The following is a 14,221-nucleotide window of genomic DNA, read 5'->3' on the forward strand; positions in this document are numbered from 1 at the left end:
CGGCACACCGGTCAGCCGCTCGACGTGGTCGGCGTCACGCTAGCGGGCACCGCCGACAGCCCGGCGGGCGACCGCCACCGGCTCCACGCGCGCACCGCCAGCGGCACGAGCACCGCCACCGCGGCGGCGTAGCCGGCGCCGAGCACGGTGTCCACGACGTAGTGCTCGCCCGACCACACCAGCACCAGCGGCATGACCAGGGCGTAGGCCACCAGCGCCACCCGCTGCCACAGCCGCCGCGCCATCGGGAACAGCGCCAGGCAGGTGAGCACCGCGAACGCGGTGTGCAGCGACGGCACCGCCGCGACCGGGTTCACCTGGCCCTGCCCAGTGGTCAGCAGCGCGCCCGCGCGGGGCAGTCCCAGCACCTCCCAGCCGAGCCCGGAGATCCGCCGCACCGGCTCGATCACGCCCATGTCGGCGGCCAGCCACGGCGGCGCCGCCGGGTACAGCACGTAGGTGACCAGCCCGGCGACCGACAGGGCGAGCACCAGCCGCACGTACCGCACCCAGCGGGACCGGTCGCGCAGCCACAGCACGGCCAGCACCACCGGCGTCACGACGAAGTGGCTGCTGTAGACCAGCGAGGCCACCACCTGCCACCACGGGTCCTGCCAGTGCGCCTGCAGCCACACCGTGGGCAGCTCGCCGCCGGTGAGCAACCGGTCGGCGGCGATCGGCTCGGTGACGTGCACCGCCACGCCGAGGGTGTCGGCCATGCCGCGGGACAGGTCGTAGAGCAGCAGCAGCGCCACCAGGGGCAGCCAGTCGGTGAGCAGCCGCACCAGCGAGCGCCGTCCGCGGCCGACGCAGTGCACCGCGAGCCCGGCCAGGACCCAGGACAGCAGCGAGAGCCGGTCGGTGGGCAGCCCCTGCCGGTACCAGGTGACGGCGAAGGCCACCACGAGCGCGGCCCAGAGCACCGAGCGCAGCGCCCGGCGGCCCGGCCGGGGGGTGCCGGCGTCGACTGGGGAGGTGGAGCGCTCCACAGTCGTCATGGCGCCGGAGGCTAGGCGACGACCGGGGGCCGGGGCACGGTGGAGGTCGCGGCACGCCGGTGCGGCGTCGCTCTCACCGGTGACGGCGGTCACCGCCGATCACAGGAAGGGCAGCCTTGGTGCCCGTGATCGTCCAGGAGCTGGGATGATCGGGCGCGTAGTCCCAACGCAGTGGACAAGCGAGGGTGAGGCGCAGCAGTGGCAGCCAGCAAGAACAGCTTCGGAGCGCGGGCGACGCTCGACGTCGACGGCACCGAGTACGACATCTTCCGGCTCGACGCGGTCGAGGGCAGCGAGAAGCTGCCCTTCAGCCTCAAGGTGCTCCTGGAGAACCTGCTCCGGACCGAGGACGGCGCGAACATCACCGCCGACCACATCCGCGCCCTGGCCAACTGGGACCCGTCGGCCGAGCCCGACCAGGAGATTCAGTTCACCCCGGCGCGCGTCGTCATGCAGGACTTCACCGGCGTCCCGTGCATCGTCGACCTCGCCACCATGCGCGAGGCGATGGCCGACCTCGGCGGCGACCCGCAGAAGATCAACCCCCTGGCACCGGCCGAGCTGGTCATCGACCACTCCGTGATCGCCGACGTCTTCGGCACCCCGGACGCCTTCGAGCGCAACGTCGAGATTGAGTACCAGCGCAACGGCGAGCGCTACCAGTTCCTCCGCTGGGGCCAGGGCGCCTTCGACGACTTCAAGGTCGTCCCCCCGGGCACCGGCATCGTGCACCAGGTCAACATCGAGCACCTGGCGCGCGTGGTCTTCCCGCGCGCCGAGGGCGACCGCACCCTCGCCTACCCGGACACCTGCGTGGGCACCGACTCCCACACCACGATGGTCAACGGCATCGGCGTGCTCGGCTGGGGCGTCGGCGGCATCGAGGCCGAGGCGGCCATGCTCGGCCAGCCCGTGTCGATGCTCATCCCCCGGGTCGTCGGCTTCAAGCTGACCGGCGAGCTGCCGGACGGCGCCACCGCCACCGACCTGGTGCTCACCATCACCGAGATGCTGCGCAAGCACGGCGTCGTCGGGAAGTTCGTGGAGTTCTACGGCAAGGGCGTGTCCGCCGTCCCGCTGGCCAACCGGGCCACGATCGGCAACATGAGCCCGGAGTTCGGCTCGACCGCCGCCATGTTCCCGATCGACGGCGAGACGATCCGCTACCTGCAGCTCACCGGCCGCTCGCCCGAGCAGGTCGCCCTGGTCGAGGTCTACGCGAAGACCCAGGGCCTGTGGCACGACGACGACCGCGAGCCGGCCTTCTCCGAGTACCTGGAGCTCGACCTCGCCACGATCGTGCCCTCGATCGCCGGGCCCAAGCGACCGCAAGACCGGGTCGCCATGACCGAGGCCAAGGAGGCGTTCCGGGAGGCACTGCCCACCTACGCCCCGGACGGCGACAGCGACCCCGACGACGCCGCCTCGGCCACCTCGCTGGTCGACGAGGCCTCCGAGGAGTCGTTCCCGGCGTCGGACCCGGCGAGCCCGTTCGCCGGCGGCAACGGGGACGCCGGCAAGCCGGCCGACGCGGTCACCGGCCACGACACCGGCCGCACCTCCAAGCGCACCCCCGTGGTGATGGAGGACGGCACCGAGACGTTCGTCGACCACGGCCACGTGGTCATCGCCGCGATCACCTCCTGCACCAACACGTCCAACCCGCAGGTGATGATCGGCGCCGCGCTGCTGGCCAAGAAGGCCGTCGAGCGCGGGCTGCTCACCAAGCCGTGGGTCAAGACCACCCTCGCCCCGGGGTCCAAGGTCGTCATGGACTACTACGAGAAGGCCGAGCTCACCCCCTACCTGGAGAAGCTCGGCTTCCACCTGGTCGGGTACGGCTGCACCACCTGCATCGGCAACTCCGGCCCGCTGCCCGAGCCGGTCAGCAAGGCGGTCAACGAGGCCGACCTCGCCGTCGTCTCGGTGCTGTCCGGCAACCGGAACTTCGAGGGCCGGATCAACCCCGACGTCAAGATGAACTACCTGGCCTCCCCGCCGCTGGTCATCGCCTACGCGCTGGCCGGCACGATGGACCTGGACCTGACGACGGAGCCGCTGGGCACCGGCACCGACGGCCAGCCGGTGTACCTCAGCGAGATCTGGCCCTCCCCGCACGAGGTGCAGTCGGTGATCGACACGGCGGTCACCGCGGAGATGTTCGCCAAGGACTACGCCGACGTCTTCGCCGGCACGCAGCAGTGGCAGGACCTGCCCACGCCGACCGGTGACACCTTCGAGTGGGACCAGCAGAGCACCTACGTGCGCAAGCCCCCGTACTTCGACGGCATGCCGGCCGAGCCGTCCCCGGTGCAGGACATCGCCGGCGCGCGCACCCTCGCAGTGCTCGGTGACTCGGTGACCACCGACCACATCTCGCCGGCCGGGTCGATCAAGGCCGACAGCCCGGCGGGCGCGTACCTGCAGGAGAACGGCATCGAGCGCCGGGACTTCAACTCCTACGGCTCCCGCCGCGGGAACCACGAGGTCATGATCCGCGGTACCTTCGCCAACATCCGGCTGCGCAACCAGCTGGTGCCCGGCACCGAGGGCGGGGTCACCAAGAACCACCTCACCGGCGAGACGACGTCGATCTACGACGCGTCGCGGGCCTACATCGACGCCGGTGTGCCGCTGGTCGTGCTGGCCGGCAAGGAGTACGGCTCCGGCTCCTCCCGGGACTGGGCGGCCAAGGGCACCGCACTGCTCGGCGTCAAGGCGGTCATCGCCGAGAGCTACGAGCGCATCCACCGGTCGAACCTGATCGGCATGGGCGTGCTGCCGCTGCAGTACCCGCCAGCGCAGAACCGCGAGTCCCTCGGCCTGACCGGCGACGAGGAGTTCACCATCACCGGGATCACCGCGCTGAACGACGGCGGCATCCCCCGGACGGTGAAGGTCACGGCCGGCGACGTCGAGTTCGACGCCCGCGTCCGGATCGACACACCCGGTGAGGCGAACTACTACCGCAACGGCGGCATCATGCAGTACGTGCTCCGCTCGCTGCGCGGCTCCGTCACCGCCTGATGGACCTCGGCCTGGGCGGTCGCGGGTACCTGCTCACCGGCGCCAGCCGGGGGCTGGGTCTCGCCACCGCCCGGGCCCTGGTCGACGACGGCGCCCGGGTGCTGGTCAGCTCCCGGTCGCAGTCGTCGGTCGAGGCGGCGGTGGCCTCCCTCGGGGGCGCCCCCGCCGCGCACGGCCACGCCGCCGACCTCGCAGAGCCGGCCGCGGCCACCGACCTGGTGGCCGCGGCCGGCTCGCGCCTGGACCGGCTCGACGGCGCCCTGGTGTCGGTCGGTGGACCGGCGCCCGGCAGCGTGCTGGAGGTCGCCGAGGAGTCCTGGCGGGCGGCCGTCGACTCCGTGCTGCTGGGCACCATCCGCCTGGTCAAGGCGCTGGTGCCGGTGCTCGGCGAGGGCGCCGCGATCGGGCTGGTGCTGTCCAGCTCGGTCCGCCAGCCGATCGGGCACCTGGCCATCTCCAACGGCCTGCGCCCCGGTCTGGCGATGACGGCCAAGGCGCTGGCCGACGAGCTGGGCCCGCGCGGCATCCGGGTGTTCGGGCTGCTGCCGGGCACCATCGCCACCGACCGGATCACCGAGATCGAGGCCGCCTCCGGCGACGCCGCCGCCATGCGGGCGCGCACCGAGGCCGGCATCCCGCTGCGCCGGGTGGGCCGGCCGGAGGAGTTCGGCCGGGTCGCCGCCTTCGCCCTCTCCCCCGCCGCTTCCTACCTCACCGGCGTCATGCTCCCCGTCGACGGCGGCGCGCTGAGGGCCCTGTGACCGCCCCCGTCCCGACTCCCGCCCCGGAGCCGACCCCACCCCCCCTGTCTTCTTCGGGCTCAAGTCACCGTGGTCCGGCGCACGCCGGCGCGCGTGCGGAGTCCGCAGGGGTGGGGGGCGCCCCGGTGCTGGTGGCGTGCGCGCACGGCACCCGCAACCCCACCGGGCGCCGGCTGATCGCCGAGCTGGCCCTCGCCGCGCGGGCGGTGCGCCCCGGGCTCACCACGGTGGCCGCGTTCGTCGACGTGCAGCCGCCCACCGTCGTCGACGTGGTGGCGGGGCTCGCGGCCCGCGGGACGGCGGCGGTCGTCGTCCCGCTGTTGCTCTCCGGCGGGTACCACGTGCACGTGGACATCGCCTCGGCCGTCGCGGCACACGACGGCGTGCTGGCGGCCCGCCCGCTGGGTCCGGACGACCGACTGGTGGCGGTGCTGCACGACCGGCTGCTCGCCGTGGACGCCGACCCGCGCGACCCGAACACCGCCGTCGTGGTGGCCGCCGCGGGGTCCAGCGACGCCCGGTCGGTGGCCGCGGTGGAGGAGATCGCCGACCTGCTGCAACGCTCCTGGGCCGGCCCGGTGACCACCGGCTACGGGTCCGCCGCGCAGCCCCCGGTGCCGGACGCCGTCGCGCTGGCCCGCAAGGCCGGCGCCGAGCGGGTGGTGGTGGCCAGCTACCTGCTCGCACCCGGTCACTTCCACGACAAGCTGGCCGGCGCCGGCGCCGATGCAGTCACTGCACCCTTGCTGCCGGACCCGCGGATCGCCGCCGTGCTGGTCGACCGGTTCGACGCCGCGCTGGCATCGCCAGACGCAGCAGCCAGCATGACGCCCTGAGACGCCAGACATCAGCTGGCGAGCAGGCAGGCGACCAGGAGCGCCATCACCGGCAGTGAGGCGACCAGTGCCGTGCCGTACGAGCCCCGGGCGAACACCCGCCAGCCACCGAAGAACACCCGGTACGCGACTGCGCTGCCCAGCAGTCCGACCCCAGCGCCTGGCAGCCCCAGCAGCAGCCACATGAACGGGATCCACGACGCGGGCGTCCAGCCGCAGGAGAAGACGACACCCGGGACACAGTCCCGGTTGAGGTCGGCAGACACCCCGTACAGCGCGATCACGCCGAGGTAGAGCGCCAGCTGCATGGTCATCAGCACTGCGCACGAGGCTCCGGGTCCGAGCCGAGGGTCGTCCCTGTCCTGGAACAGGGGGTGCGGGGATCGGGTGGCGCGACCGGGAGACGACGTCATACCAGCAGCCTCGCCACCCGGCGAGGGCTGCACATCCGTGGAACTGCTCAGCCTGCGCCTGGTCCGTCCAGCTCGAGCTCACGTCGAGGCCGAGGTCGGGGGTCAGCGGGCGGCCTGGAGCTCCTCGGTCAGGGCGGCGGAGACGTCCGGCTGGCCGTAGTAGCGCGCCGGGGTGGCCTGCAGGACGGCGATCCGCCAGCGACCGCCCTCGTCGACGGCGACCAGGGTGTGCACGAAGTTGAGCCGCGGGTCCACGTCCTCCTCGCCGGGCGGGATCATCCCGGCGACGGCGCTGAGCACGGCCACGCCGTCGGTGATCGGGCGGACGCTGCGGACCACGGCCACGTAGCGCGGCGTCTCGTGCTCGGCGAACACCCGGCGCAGGTCGGCGGCGATGCTCAGCCGGCCGCTGTGTGTGGTGCCGTCGAAGGCGATGATGTCGCCGTCGTCGGCGAAGCCGGCGGCCACCGTCGCCCCGCTGCGACGGTTCCAGCCGGCGATGTACTGCTCGTACAGGGTGCGGATGTGGGCGTGGTGCGGATGGGCGACAGACAACGAGAACTCCAGGGGCGGGGTCCGGGGCCGGGCGGCTCAGCGGTCCGGGCGGACGGGGTGGTGGGTGTGGCCGATGGGTCGGGTGTGACGGTAGTGCGCGCGGTCGGCGCGCCCCGGCACGCTCGCCGGGCACCATCTCACCCCGTGGGGACGACGAGCTCGGCACCGGGGTCGAGGGCGGTGCTGCCGCCCGAGCCGGCACGGTCGGCGAACTGGGTGCGGTACAGGTCGGCGTAGCGCCCGCCCTCGGCCAGCAGCTCGTCGTGCGTGCCGCGCTGCACGATGCGGCCCTGCTCGACGACGAGGATCTGGTCGGCGCTGCGGATGGTGGACAGCCGGTGGGCGATCACCAGCGAGGTCCGGCCGGCCAGCGCGGTGTCCAGTGCGTGCTGCACGGCCACCTCGGACTCGCTGTCCAGGTGCGCTGTCGCCTCGTCCAGGATGACCAGGCCGGGGGCCTTGAGCAGCACCCGGGCGATGGCCAGCCGCTGCTTCTCCCCGCCGGACAGCCGGTGCCCGCGGTCGCCGACCACGGTGTCCAGCCCGTCGGGCAGCGAGGCGATCAGCGCGGCGATGCGGGCCCCGGTCAGCGCGGCCCACAGCTCCTCCTCCGTCGCCTCCGGCCGGGCGTAGAGCAGGTTGGCGCGGACCGTGTCGTGGAACAGGTGCGCGTCCTGGCTCACCACGCCGACCGCCTCCCGCAGCGAGTCGGTGGTCGCCCGACGCACGTCCAGCCCACCCACCCGGACGCTGCCCTCGGTGACGTCGTACAGCCGGGGCACCAGCGATGCGATCGTCGACTTGCCGGCACCGGAGTGGCCGACCAGGGCCACCAGCTGCCCCGGCTCCACCCGGAACGACACGTCGTGCAGCACGGACGTGGCGCCACCCTGCTCGGGCAGTGCGACGTCCTCCAGCGACGCGAGCGACACGTCCGCGGCCGCCGGGTAGCTGAAGGAGACGTGGTCGAACTCCAGCGACCGGTCGTCCGCGGGCACCGGGACGGCGTCCGGCGCCTCGGCGATCATCGGGGCCAGGTCGAGCACCTCGAAGACCCGGTCGAAGCTGACCATCGCGCTCATCACGTCCACCCGCACGTTGGCCAGCGCCGTCAGCGGCCCGTACAGCCGGGACAGCAGCAGGGCCAGGGCGACGACGTCACCGGCGCTGAGCGAGCCGGAGAACGCCAGCGAGCCGCCCAGGCCGTAGACCAGGGCGGTGGCCAGCGCCGCGACCAGCGTCAGCGCGGTGAAGAAGGTGCGGCCGTACATCGCCGACAGGACGCCGATGTCGCGCACCCGGGCGGCCCGGCCGCTGAAGGAGGCCGCCTCGGCCTCGGGGCGGCCGAACAGCTTGACCAGCAGTGCGCCGGAGACGTTGAACCGCTCGGTCATGGTGGAGTTCATCGAGGCGTTCAGCCCGTAGGACTCCCGGGTGATCTCCTGCAGCTTGCTGCCGATCCGCTTCGCCGGGTAGACGAACAGCGGCACCATCGCCACCGACAGCAGGGTGATCTGCCAGGACAGCGTGAGCATCACCGCACCGGTGAGCACCAGGCCGATCACGTTGGAGACGACGCCGGACAGCGTGGACGTGAACGCCTGCTGCGCGCCGATGACGTCGTTGTTGAGCCGGCTGACCAGTGCCCCGGTCTGGGTGCGGGTGAAGAAGGCCACCGGCATCCGCTGCACGTGCTCGAACACCCGGCTGCGCAGGTCGTAGATGACGCCCTCGCCGATCCGGGAGGAGTACCAGCGCTGGGTCAGCGAGCTGGCCGCGTCCAGCAGGGCCAGCCCGGCGATGAGCAGGGCGATCCGGACGATGTCACCGGCGGTGCCCTCCAGGCCGGCGATCCGGTTGACGATGCTGCCGGCCAGCAGCGGGGTGACCACGCCGATCAGCGCGGACAGCACCACCAGGGCGAGGAACCTGGCCAGCTCGGCACGATAGGGCCGGGCGATGCCGAGGATGCGGCGCACCGTGCCCCGGGGGATCTGGCGGGTGGTGACCGAGGGGTCACGTCGGAACGACCGCATCGCGGCCATCGAGGTCATCGGACCGTCCATGCACGACCTCTCCTGGGCTCGGCCCCTGACAACGGCGCGCGGTGTCGGCCTGTTCCGCACGGCTCTCCTGCGGAGTGCCAGGGCGCAGGGACACTGCGCTCGGGCACTCCGCCGGGTGGCGTGGCGGGGTCAGGAGCGGCCGGCGAGGGCGTGCAGCCGGCGGACCTGGGCGGCGCGCTCGGCGGCGTCCTGGGTGTCCGGGTCGTTGCGCACCGCGCTGCGCACCAGGGCGGCGGTCTCCCGGCTGGCGTCGACGTCCGGTGCGAGCACGGCCGCCACGAGCTGGGCGACCTTCGCGTCCAGCTCCTCGGTCGGCACCACGGCCAGCGCGAGCCCGACGGCCACCGCCTCCGCGGCCGGCACCGGCCGGCCGGTCAGGCACATCTCCAGGGCGCGGCTGTACCCGACGGCCTCGACCAGGGTGCTGGTGCCGGTCAGGTCGGGCACCAGGCCCAGCACCGCCTCCGGCAGCCGGAACGACGCCTGCTCGCCGCAGACCCGAAGGTCGCAGGCCAGCGCCAGCTGGGCGCCGGCGCCGATGGCGTGGCCCTGGACGACGGCGATGGAGACGATCCCCGGGCGGCGCAGCCACCGGAAGCCGGCCTGGTAGCCGCGGATCCGCTCCTGGGTGTCCTCGGCCGACATCGCCGCCAGCTCGCCCAGGCCGCCGGCCTGGTCGGGGGCGGTGCTGAACAGGCTGCGGTCCAACCCCGCGGAGAAGGCGCGGCCGGCCCCGCGGACCAGGACCACCCGCACCTCGTCGTCCAGCGACTCCCCCACCTGCTGCAGCGCCGACCAGGTCTCCGGCGTCTGGGCGTTGAGCTGGTCGGCGCGGTCCAGGGTGACGGTGAGCACCGCGCCGTCGCGCGAGGTGCGCACCCAGCCCTGCGGGTCCGGTGCGGTCACGCCCGCCCCTGCACCGTCGTCGAGGGGCTCACGCGCTCTTCTTGGCGTTGCGGTTGGCTCCGCCGCGGCTGCGCAGGGTGGCCCCGCTCTCCGACAGCAGCCGGTGCACGAAACCGTAGGAACGGTTGGTCGAGGTGGCCAGGGAGCGGATGCTCTCCCCGCCGTCGTAGCGGGCGCGCAGGTCGTCGGCCAGCGAGGACCTGTCCCCTCCCGTGATGCGCTTGCCCTTGCTCAGGTCCGGTGCGTTCGAGTCGGCCATGACTCCCCTCCGTGCCAGGAAACGTCCCGGCACGGGTGCGCCGGGCGGGTCGCTGGTCCTCCGGTGCCGTCGTCCTGGTGACGTCGGCGTCCCGACACCCATGATCACCCAGGGTCACGTGGCGCGCGACCGGACACGACACCCGCCGGCCCGGTGCGCTCGTCCCCGCCCCCGCCGCCCGGGGCCGATCGGCGCGGAGCGTCGGTCGGGGGCAGCGGGGTCCGCCCTCAGGCGAGGCTGACCAGGTCGGCGAAGTCCTCGCTCCAGCTGTCCTCGGTGCCGTCGGGCAGCATGATCACCTTGTCCGGGTCGAGCGCGTGCACGGCGCCCTCGTCGTGGGTCACCAGCACGATCGCCCCGGCGTAGGTGCGCAGCGCCTCGAGCACCTGCTCGCGGCTGGCCGGGTCCAGGTTGTTGGTGGGCTCGTCGAGCAGCAGCACGTTGGCCGCCGAGCAGACCAGCGCGGCCATCGCCAACCGGGTCTTCTCCCCACCGGACAGCGTGCCGGCGCGCTGGTCGACCGACTCCCCGGAGAACAGGAACGCGCCCAGGATGCGGCGCAGCTCGGTGTCGGTCTGCTCCGGGGCCGCCGCGCGCATGACCTCCAGCAGCGACCGGTCCAGGTCGATCGTCTCGTGCTCCTGGGCGTAGTAGCCCACCCGCAGCCCGTGCCCGGCCTTGACCTCCCCGGTGTCCGGGGCCTCGGTGCCGGCCAGCATCCGCAGCAGCGTGGTCTTGCCCGCACCGTTCAACCCCAGGACGACGACCCGGGTGCCCTTGTCGATGGCCAGGTCGACGCCGGTGAAGATCTCCAGCGAGCCGTAGGCCTTGCTCAGGTTCTCCGCGGTCAGCGGGGTGCGCCCGCACGGGGCCGGCGAGGGGAAGCGCAGCTTGGCCACCCGGTCCTGCACCCGGACGGCGTCCAGCCCGGCGGCCAGCCGCTGTGCCCGCTTGTCCATGCTCTGCGCGGCCTTGGCCTTGGTGGCCTTGGCGCGCATCTTGTCGGCCTGCGCGGTGAGGGCGTCGATCTTCTTCTCCGCGTTGGCCCGCTCGGCCTTGCGCCGGCGCTCGTCGGTCGCCCGGGCGTCCAGGTAGCGCTTCCAGCCCAGGTTGTAGACGTCGACGGTGGCGCGGTTCGCGTCCAGGTGCCAGACCTTGTTGACGACGGCCTCCAGCAGGTCGACGTCGTGGCTGATCACGACCAGGCCGCTGCGGTGGCCGGCGAGGAAGCTCTTCAGCCAGACGATCGAGTCGGCGTCGAGGTGGTTGGTGGGCTCGTCGAGCAGCAGCGTGTCGGCGTCGGAGAACAGGATCCGGGCCAGCTCGACGCGGCGCCGCTGACCACCGGACAGGGTGCGCAGCGGCTGCGCGAGCACCCGGTCGGGCAGGCCGAGGTTCGCGCAGATGCGGGCGGCGTCGCTCTCCGCGGCGTACCCGCCCATCGCGGCGAACTGGTCCTCCAGCCGGCCGTAGCGGCGCACCGCGCGGTCGCGCTCGGCGTCGTCGGCCGGCTCGGCCATGGCCACCTGGGCCTTGGTGAGCTGGGCCTTCAGCACGTCCAGGCCGCGACCGGACAGCACCCGGTCGCTGGCGGTGATGTCGAGGTCGCCGCTGCGCGGGTCCTGCGGCAGGTACCCCAGCTCACCGGTGACGTCGACCTTCCCGGAGTGCGGGACCCGCTCGCCGGCCAGCGTGGTGAGCGTGGTCGTCTTGCCCGCGCCGTTGCGCCCGACGAGCCCGATGCGGTCACCGGGCTGGACCCGGAGGTCCGCCTCGCTGATCAGGATCCGGGCGCCCGCGCGCAACTCGAGGCCAGTGGTCGTGATCACTGATCCCAGGGTAGGCGTGCTGTGCCCGTACCTCGACCCCTTTGCCGGGTGACATGCGTAGCAGTACTCACCGGCACCCGGGTGGGCACACCCTCCCCACCGGCCCCGTCCGCTGCCAGGCTCCCCCCATGGTCTTCCCGAACCCGCCCGCGTGGGTGCTGTCCTGCCCGGTCTGCGGGGCACCGGTGCCCCGTGAGTCCACCGTCCGCACCGGGTCCCCGGCCGGTACGGTGCCGCCCTCGTGTGCCCGCTGCGGGCTGCCCGCCGTCGGCCAGGCCGGGCTCGTCGTGGCCCGGATCGGGTCGACGCTGGCCGAGCTCACCCGGGACCGGGACGCGCTGCTGAGCACGCTGAGCCGCTACGCCGCCGCCCCCGGGCAGGTGCCCGCCCGCACCTCACGCCCGGCCACCGCTGCGGGCCCGCCCACCGCTGCCGGCCCGGCCACCGCTGCCCCCCTGGCCACCGCCCCCGGCACGGCGACCACCCCCGGTACGGCCACCGCCCCCGGACCGGGCCCGTGGCCGCAGCCCGCGGCTCCCGCCGGGGGCCCGTACCGACCGCCGACCCCGCGGCCGGACGCACCCGCGGGCCCCCCGACCGGCGCCCGGCCGCCGGCCGGCCCGCCGCCGGCACACTCCGGCCCGCACCGCGACCCCTCCCCGGCGAACCGGCTGTCCCCGCAGCAGGTGCTGCTCGGGCTGGGCGCCACCCTGCTGGTCACCGCCGCGCTGGCCTTCGTCGCCGTCGGCTGGACGCGCTTCGGGCTGGTGTTCCAGGCCGGCACGATGCTGGTGGTCACCACCGCCGCGGCCGGCACGTCCGCGTGGGCGGCCCGGCGCGGGCTGCGGGCCACCGAGGAGGCGCTGGCGGTCACGGCCGGCGCGCTGGTCGCGATCGACCTGTGGGCGGTGCGCACGCTGGGCCTGTTCGGCGCCGACGCCATCGGCCTGCGCCCCTGGTCGGCGGTGGCGCTCACCGTGACCGCCGGCATCGCGCTGGCCGCGGGCCGGCTCACCCCCAGCACCATCACCTGGCCGGTGGTGGCGCTGGCCGCCGTCCAGCCGCTGCCGCTGGTGCTGCTGCCCCCGGACGTGCTGGTCGGGCCGGCCGGCGTCGCCGCGCTGCTGGGGCTGGCCGCCACCGACCTGGCCCTGGTCGGGCTGCTGCGTCCCGCGCTCACCGACCTGGCCCGGGCCCTGGCCCTGACGGCCGGGGCGCTGGGCGCGATCGGCGGGGTCGCCGTCGCCTGGTCGGGCTCGCGGCCGGACGCGTGGGGCAGCACCGCCGTGGTGCTCCTCGGGTCGGCCGCCGCGGTGCTGCTGCAGCGCCGGGGAGCCGGCGTCCCGGGCGACGGTGCCACCCCCACCGGCCCGGTCGCCGCCGTGCTCACCTCCGTGGCCGTGCTGCCGTCGGCGCTGGCGCTGGCCGGCGCGCTGGTCGCCACCGGCGACGGCGGCGCGCTGACCGCCGGGCTGCTGGCCGTCACCGCGCTGCTGGCGGGCGTGCTCGGCTGGCACCGGGCCGGCGTCGCCGCCGGGGCCGGGACGGCCGCGACCGTCCTGGGCCTGGCCGGCACGGTCGCCCTGCTGGCCGCCGACCGGCCGGGGCTGCTCGCGGTCGCCACGCTGGCCGTCACCGGCCCGGGCGTGGTCGCCGCGGTGCGGGTGCCGGTGCTGCGCAGCGGCGCCACCGCCGTCGCCCTGCTGGCCCCCGGCGCCGCGGTGCTGCTCACCAGCGAGGCCGACGTGCTCGGCCGCACCCAGGCCGGCCTGCTGCTGGCACTGCTCGCCGCGACCGCGCTTACCGTGGCCGGCCTGCGTACCGGCCGGGCCGAGGAGGTCGCGGCCGCCGCGTCCGGTGCGCTGCTCACGCTGGCCGCCGCCGCGTCCAGCGGGTCGACCGGGGCCACCGGGCAGGTGGCGCTGCAGCTGGCCGTGGTCGGCGCGGCCGGCGTCGGGTACTGGGCGGTCAGCGGTCGCCGCCTCGTGCTCGCCGTCGCCGTCGCCGACCTGCTCGTCGCGCTGTGGACGGCGCTGGGCGGCGCCAACGTGGACACCCCGGAGGCCTACACGCTGCCCGCGGCGCTGGGCCTGCTGCTGCTCACCGGCCCGTGGCTGCGGACCCGCCCGTGGCGCGGCGACGGACCGCGGCCCGCCCCGGGTGGGTCGTGGGCGGTGTGGGGGCCGGCCCTGCTGGTCGCCGCCGCGCCCTCGGTGCTGCTCGTGATGGCCGGCGGCTCGGCCGTGCGGCTGGTGCTGGTCGTCCTGGCGGCGACCGCGGCCGTGGTCGCCGGTGCGCTGACCCACCGGCAGGCACCGTTCGTGGTCGGAGGGGTCAGCCTGGTGCTGGTGGTGCTCGCCGAGCTCGCCCCGTACGCGCCGCTGGTGCCGCGCTGGCTGTCGCTGGGCGCCGCCGGTCTGGTGCTGCTGGCGGTGGGCGCCACCTACGAGCAGCGCCGGGCGCAGGCCCGGGAGGCCGTGGCCTGGGTCGGCCAGATGCGCTGACCCGGCCGGGGGCGGGTGGCTGCCGACGCCCCTACGGTGAGGGGACAGCCACCCGCCCGCTCCTGGA

11 protein-coding genes are annotated in these 14,221 nt (G+C 74.5%); 4 read left to right on the top strand and 7 right to left on the bottom strand.

Features of this window, described 5'->3' with window-relative positions; genetic code table 11:
* Positions 1 to 11 precede the first annotated feature (11 nt).
* Positions 12 to 998, bottom strand: a complete 987-nt coding sequence (locus G1H19_RS10345) for a phosphatase PAP2 family protein (RefSeq protein ID WP_152727572.1) — start codon at positions 996 to 998, stop codon at positions 12 to 14.
* A gap of 198 nt (positions 999 to 1,196) precedes the next feature.
* On the opposite strand from G1H19_RS10345, the gene G1H19_RS10350 reads away from it, so the two are divergent.
* The 3 genes from G1H19_RS10350 to G1H19_RS10360 all read left to right on the top strand — a co-directional run bounded on the left by G1H19_RS10350 (position 1,197) and on the right by G1H19_RS10360 (position 5,622).
* Positions 1,197 to 4,025: an aconitate hydratase gene (locus tag G1H19_RS10350; protein ID WP_162392269.1), complete on the top strand. Its 2,829-nt coding sequence runs from the start codon at positions 1,197 to 1,199 to the stop codon at positions 4,023 to 4,025.
* Positions 4,025 to 4,786 carry an SDR family oxidoreductase gene (locus tag G1H19_RS10355; RefSeq protein WP_152727571.1) on the top strand — a complete coding sequence of 254 codons (762 nt, stop codon included), beginning with the start codon at positions 4,025 to 4,027 and terminating at the stop codon, positions 4,784 to 4,786. Before G1H19_RS10350 ends, G1H19_RS10355 begins: the two co-directional genes overlap by 1 nt.
* A 110-nt stretch (positions 4,787 to 4,896) precedes the next feature.
* Positions 4,897 to 5,622: a sirohydrochlorin chelatase gene (locus tag G1H19_RS10360; protein WP_162392270.1), complete on the top strand. Its 726-nt coding sequence runs from the start codon at positions 4,897 to 4,899 to the stop codon at positions 5,620 to 5,622.
* Between the two features lie 11 nt (positions 5,623 to 5,633).
* On the opposite strand, the gene G1H19_RS10365 is transcribed toward G1H19_RS10360, so the two are convergent.
* The 6 genes from G1H19_RS10365 to G1H19_RS10390 form a co-directional block, all read right to left on the bottom strand.
* Positions 5,634 to 5,936: a hypothetical protein gene (locus G1H19_RS10365; RefSeq protein ID WP_152727570.1), complete on the bottom strand. Its 303-nt coding sequence runs from the start codon at positions 5,934 to 5,936 to the stop codon at positions 5,634 to 5,636.
* A 201-nt stretch (positions 5,937 to 6,137) separates the two neighbouring features.
* Positions 6,138 to 6,590, bottom strand: coding sequence for an SgcJ/EcaC family oxidoreductase (locus tag G1H19_RS10370; RefSeq protein WP_152727569.1), 453 nt, complete (start codon positions 6,588 to 6,590; stop codon positions 6,138 to 6,140).
* A gap of 137 nt (positions 6,591 to 6,727) precedes the next feature.
* Complete coding sequence (locus G1H19_RS10375) at positions 6,728 to 8,656, bottom strand: ABC transporter ATP-binding protein (protein WP_152727568.1); 1,929 nt, start codon at positions 8,654 to 8,656, stop codon at positions 6,728 to 6,730.
* 129 nt (positions 8,657 to 8,785) lie between these two features.
* On the bottom strand, positions 8,786 to 9,562 hold the full coding sequence (locus G1H19_RS10380; RefSeq protein WP_162392271.1) for an enoyl-CoA hydratase/isomerase family protein: 777 nt from the start codon (positions 9,560 to 9,562) through the stop codon (positions 8,786 to 8,788).
* 28 nt (positions 9,563 to 9,590) lie between these two features.
* Complete coding sequence (locus G1H19_RS10385; RefSeq protein ID WP_152727567.1) at positions 9,591 to 9,821, bottom strand: helix-turn-helix domain-containing protein; 231 nt, start codon at positions 9,819 to 9,821, stop codon at positions 9,591 to 9,593.
* 227 nt (positions 9,822 to 10,048) lie between these two features.
* Positions 10,049 to 11,650, bottom strand: a complete 1,602-nt coding sequence (locus G1H19_RS10390; protein WP_162392272.1) for an ABC-F family ATP-binding cassette domain-containing protein — start codon at positions 11,648 to 11,650, stop codon at positions 10,049 to 10,051.
* Positions 11,651 to 11,778: 128 nt separating this feature from the next.
* Here G1H19_RS10390 and G1H19_RS10395 point away from each other — a divergent pair, with 128 nt between their 5' ends.
* A complete protein-coding gene (locus tag G1H19_RS10395) occupies positions 11,779 to 14,154 on the top strand; it encodes an SCO7613 C-terminal domain-containing membrane protein (RefSeq protein WP_152727566.1) in 2,376 nt (791 codons plus the stop codon).
* The last annotated feature ends 67 nt before the right edge of the window (positions 14,155 to 14,221 follow it).

The sequence above is a fragment of the Goekera deserti genome, from assembly GCF_010685995.1.
Lineage (GTDB): Bacteria > Actinomycetota > Actinomycetes > Mycobacteriales > Geodermatophilaceae > Goekera > Goekera deserti.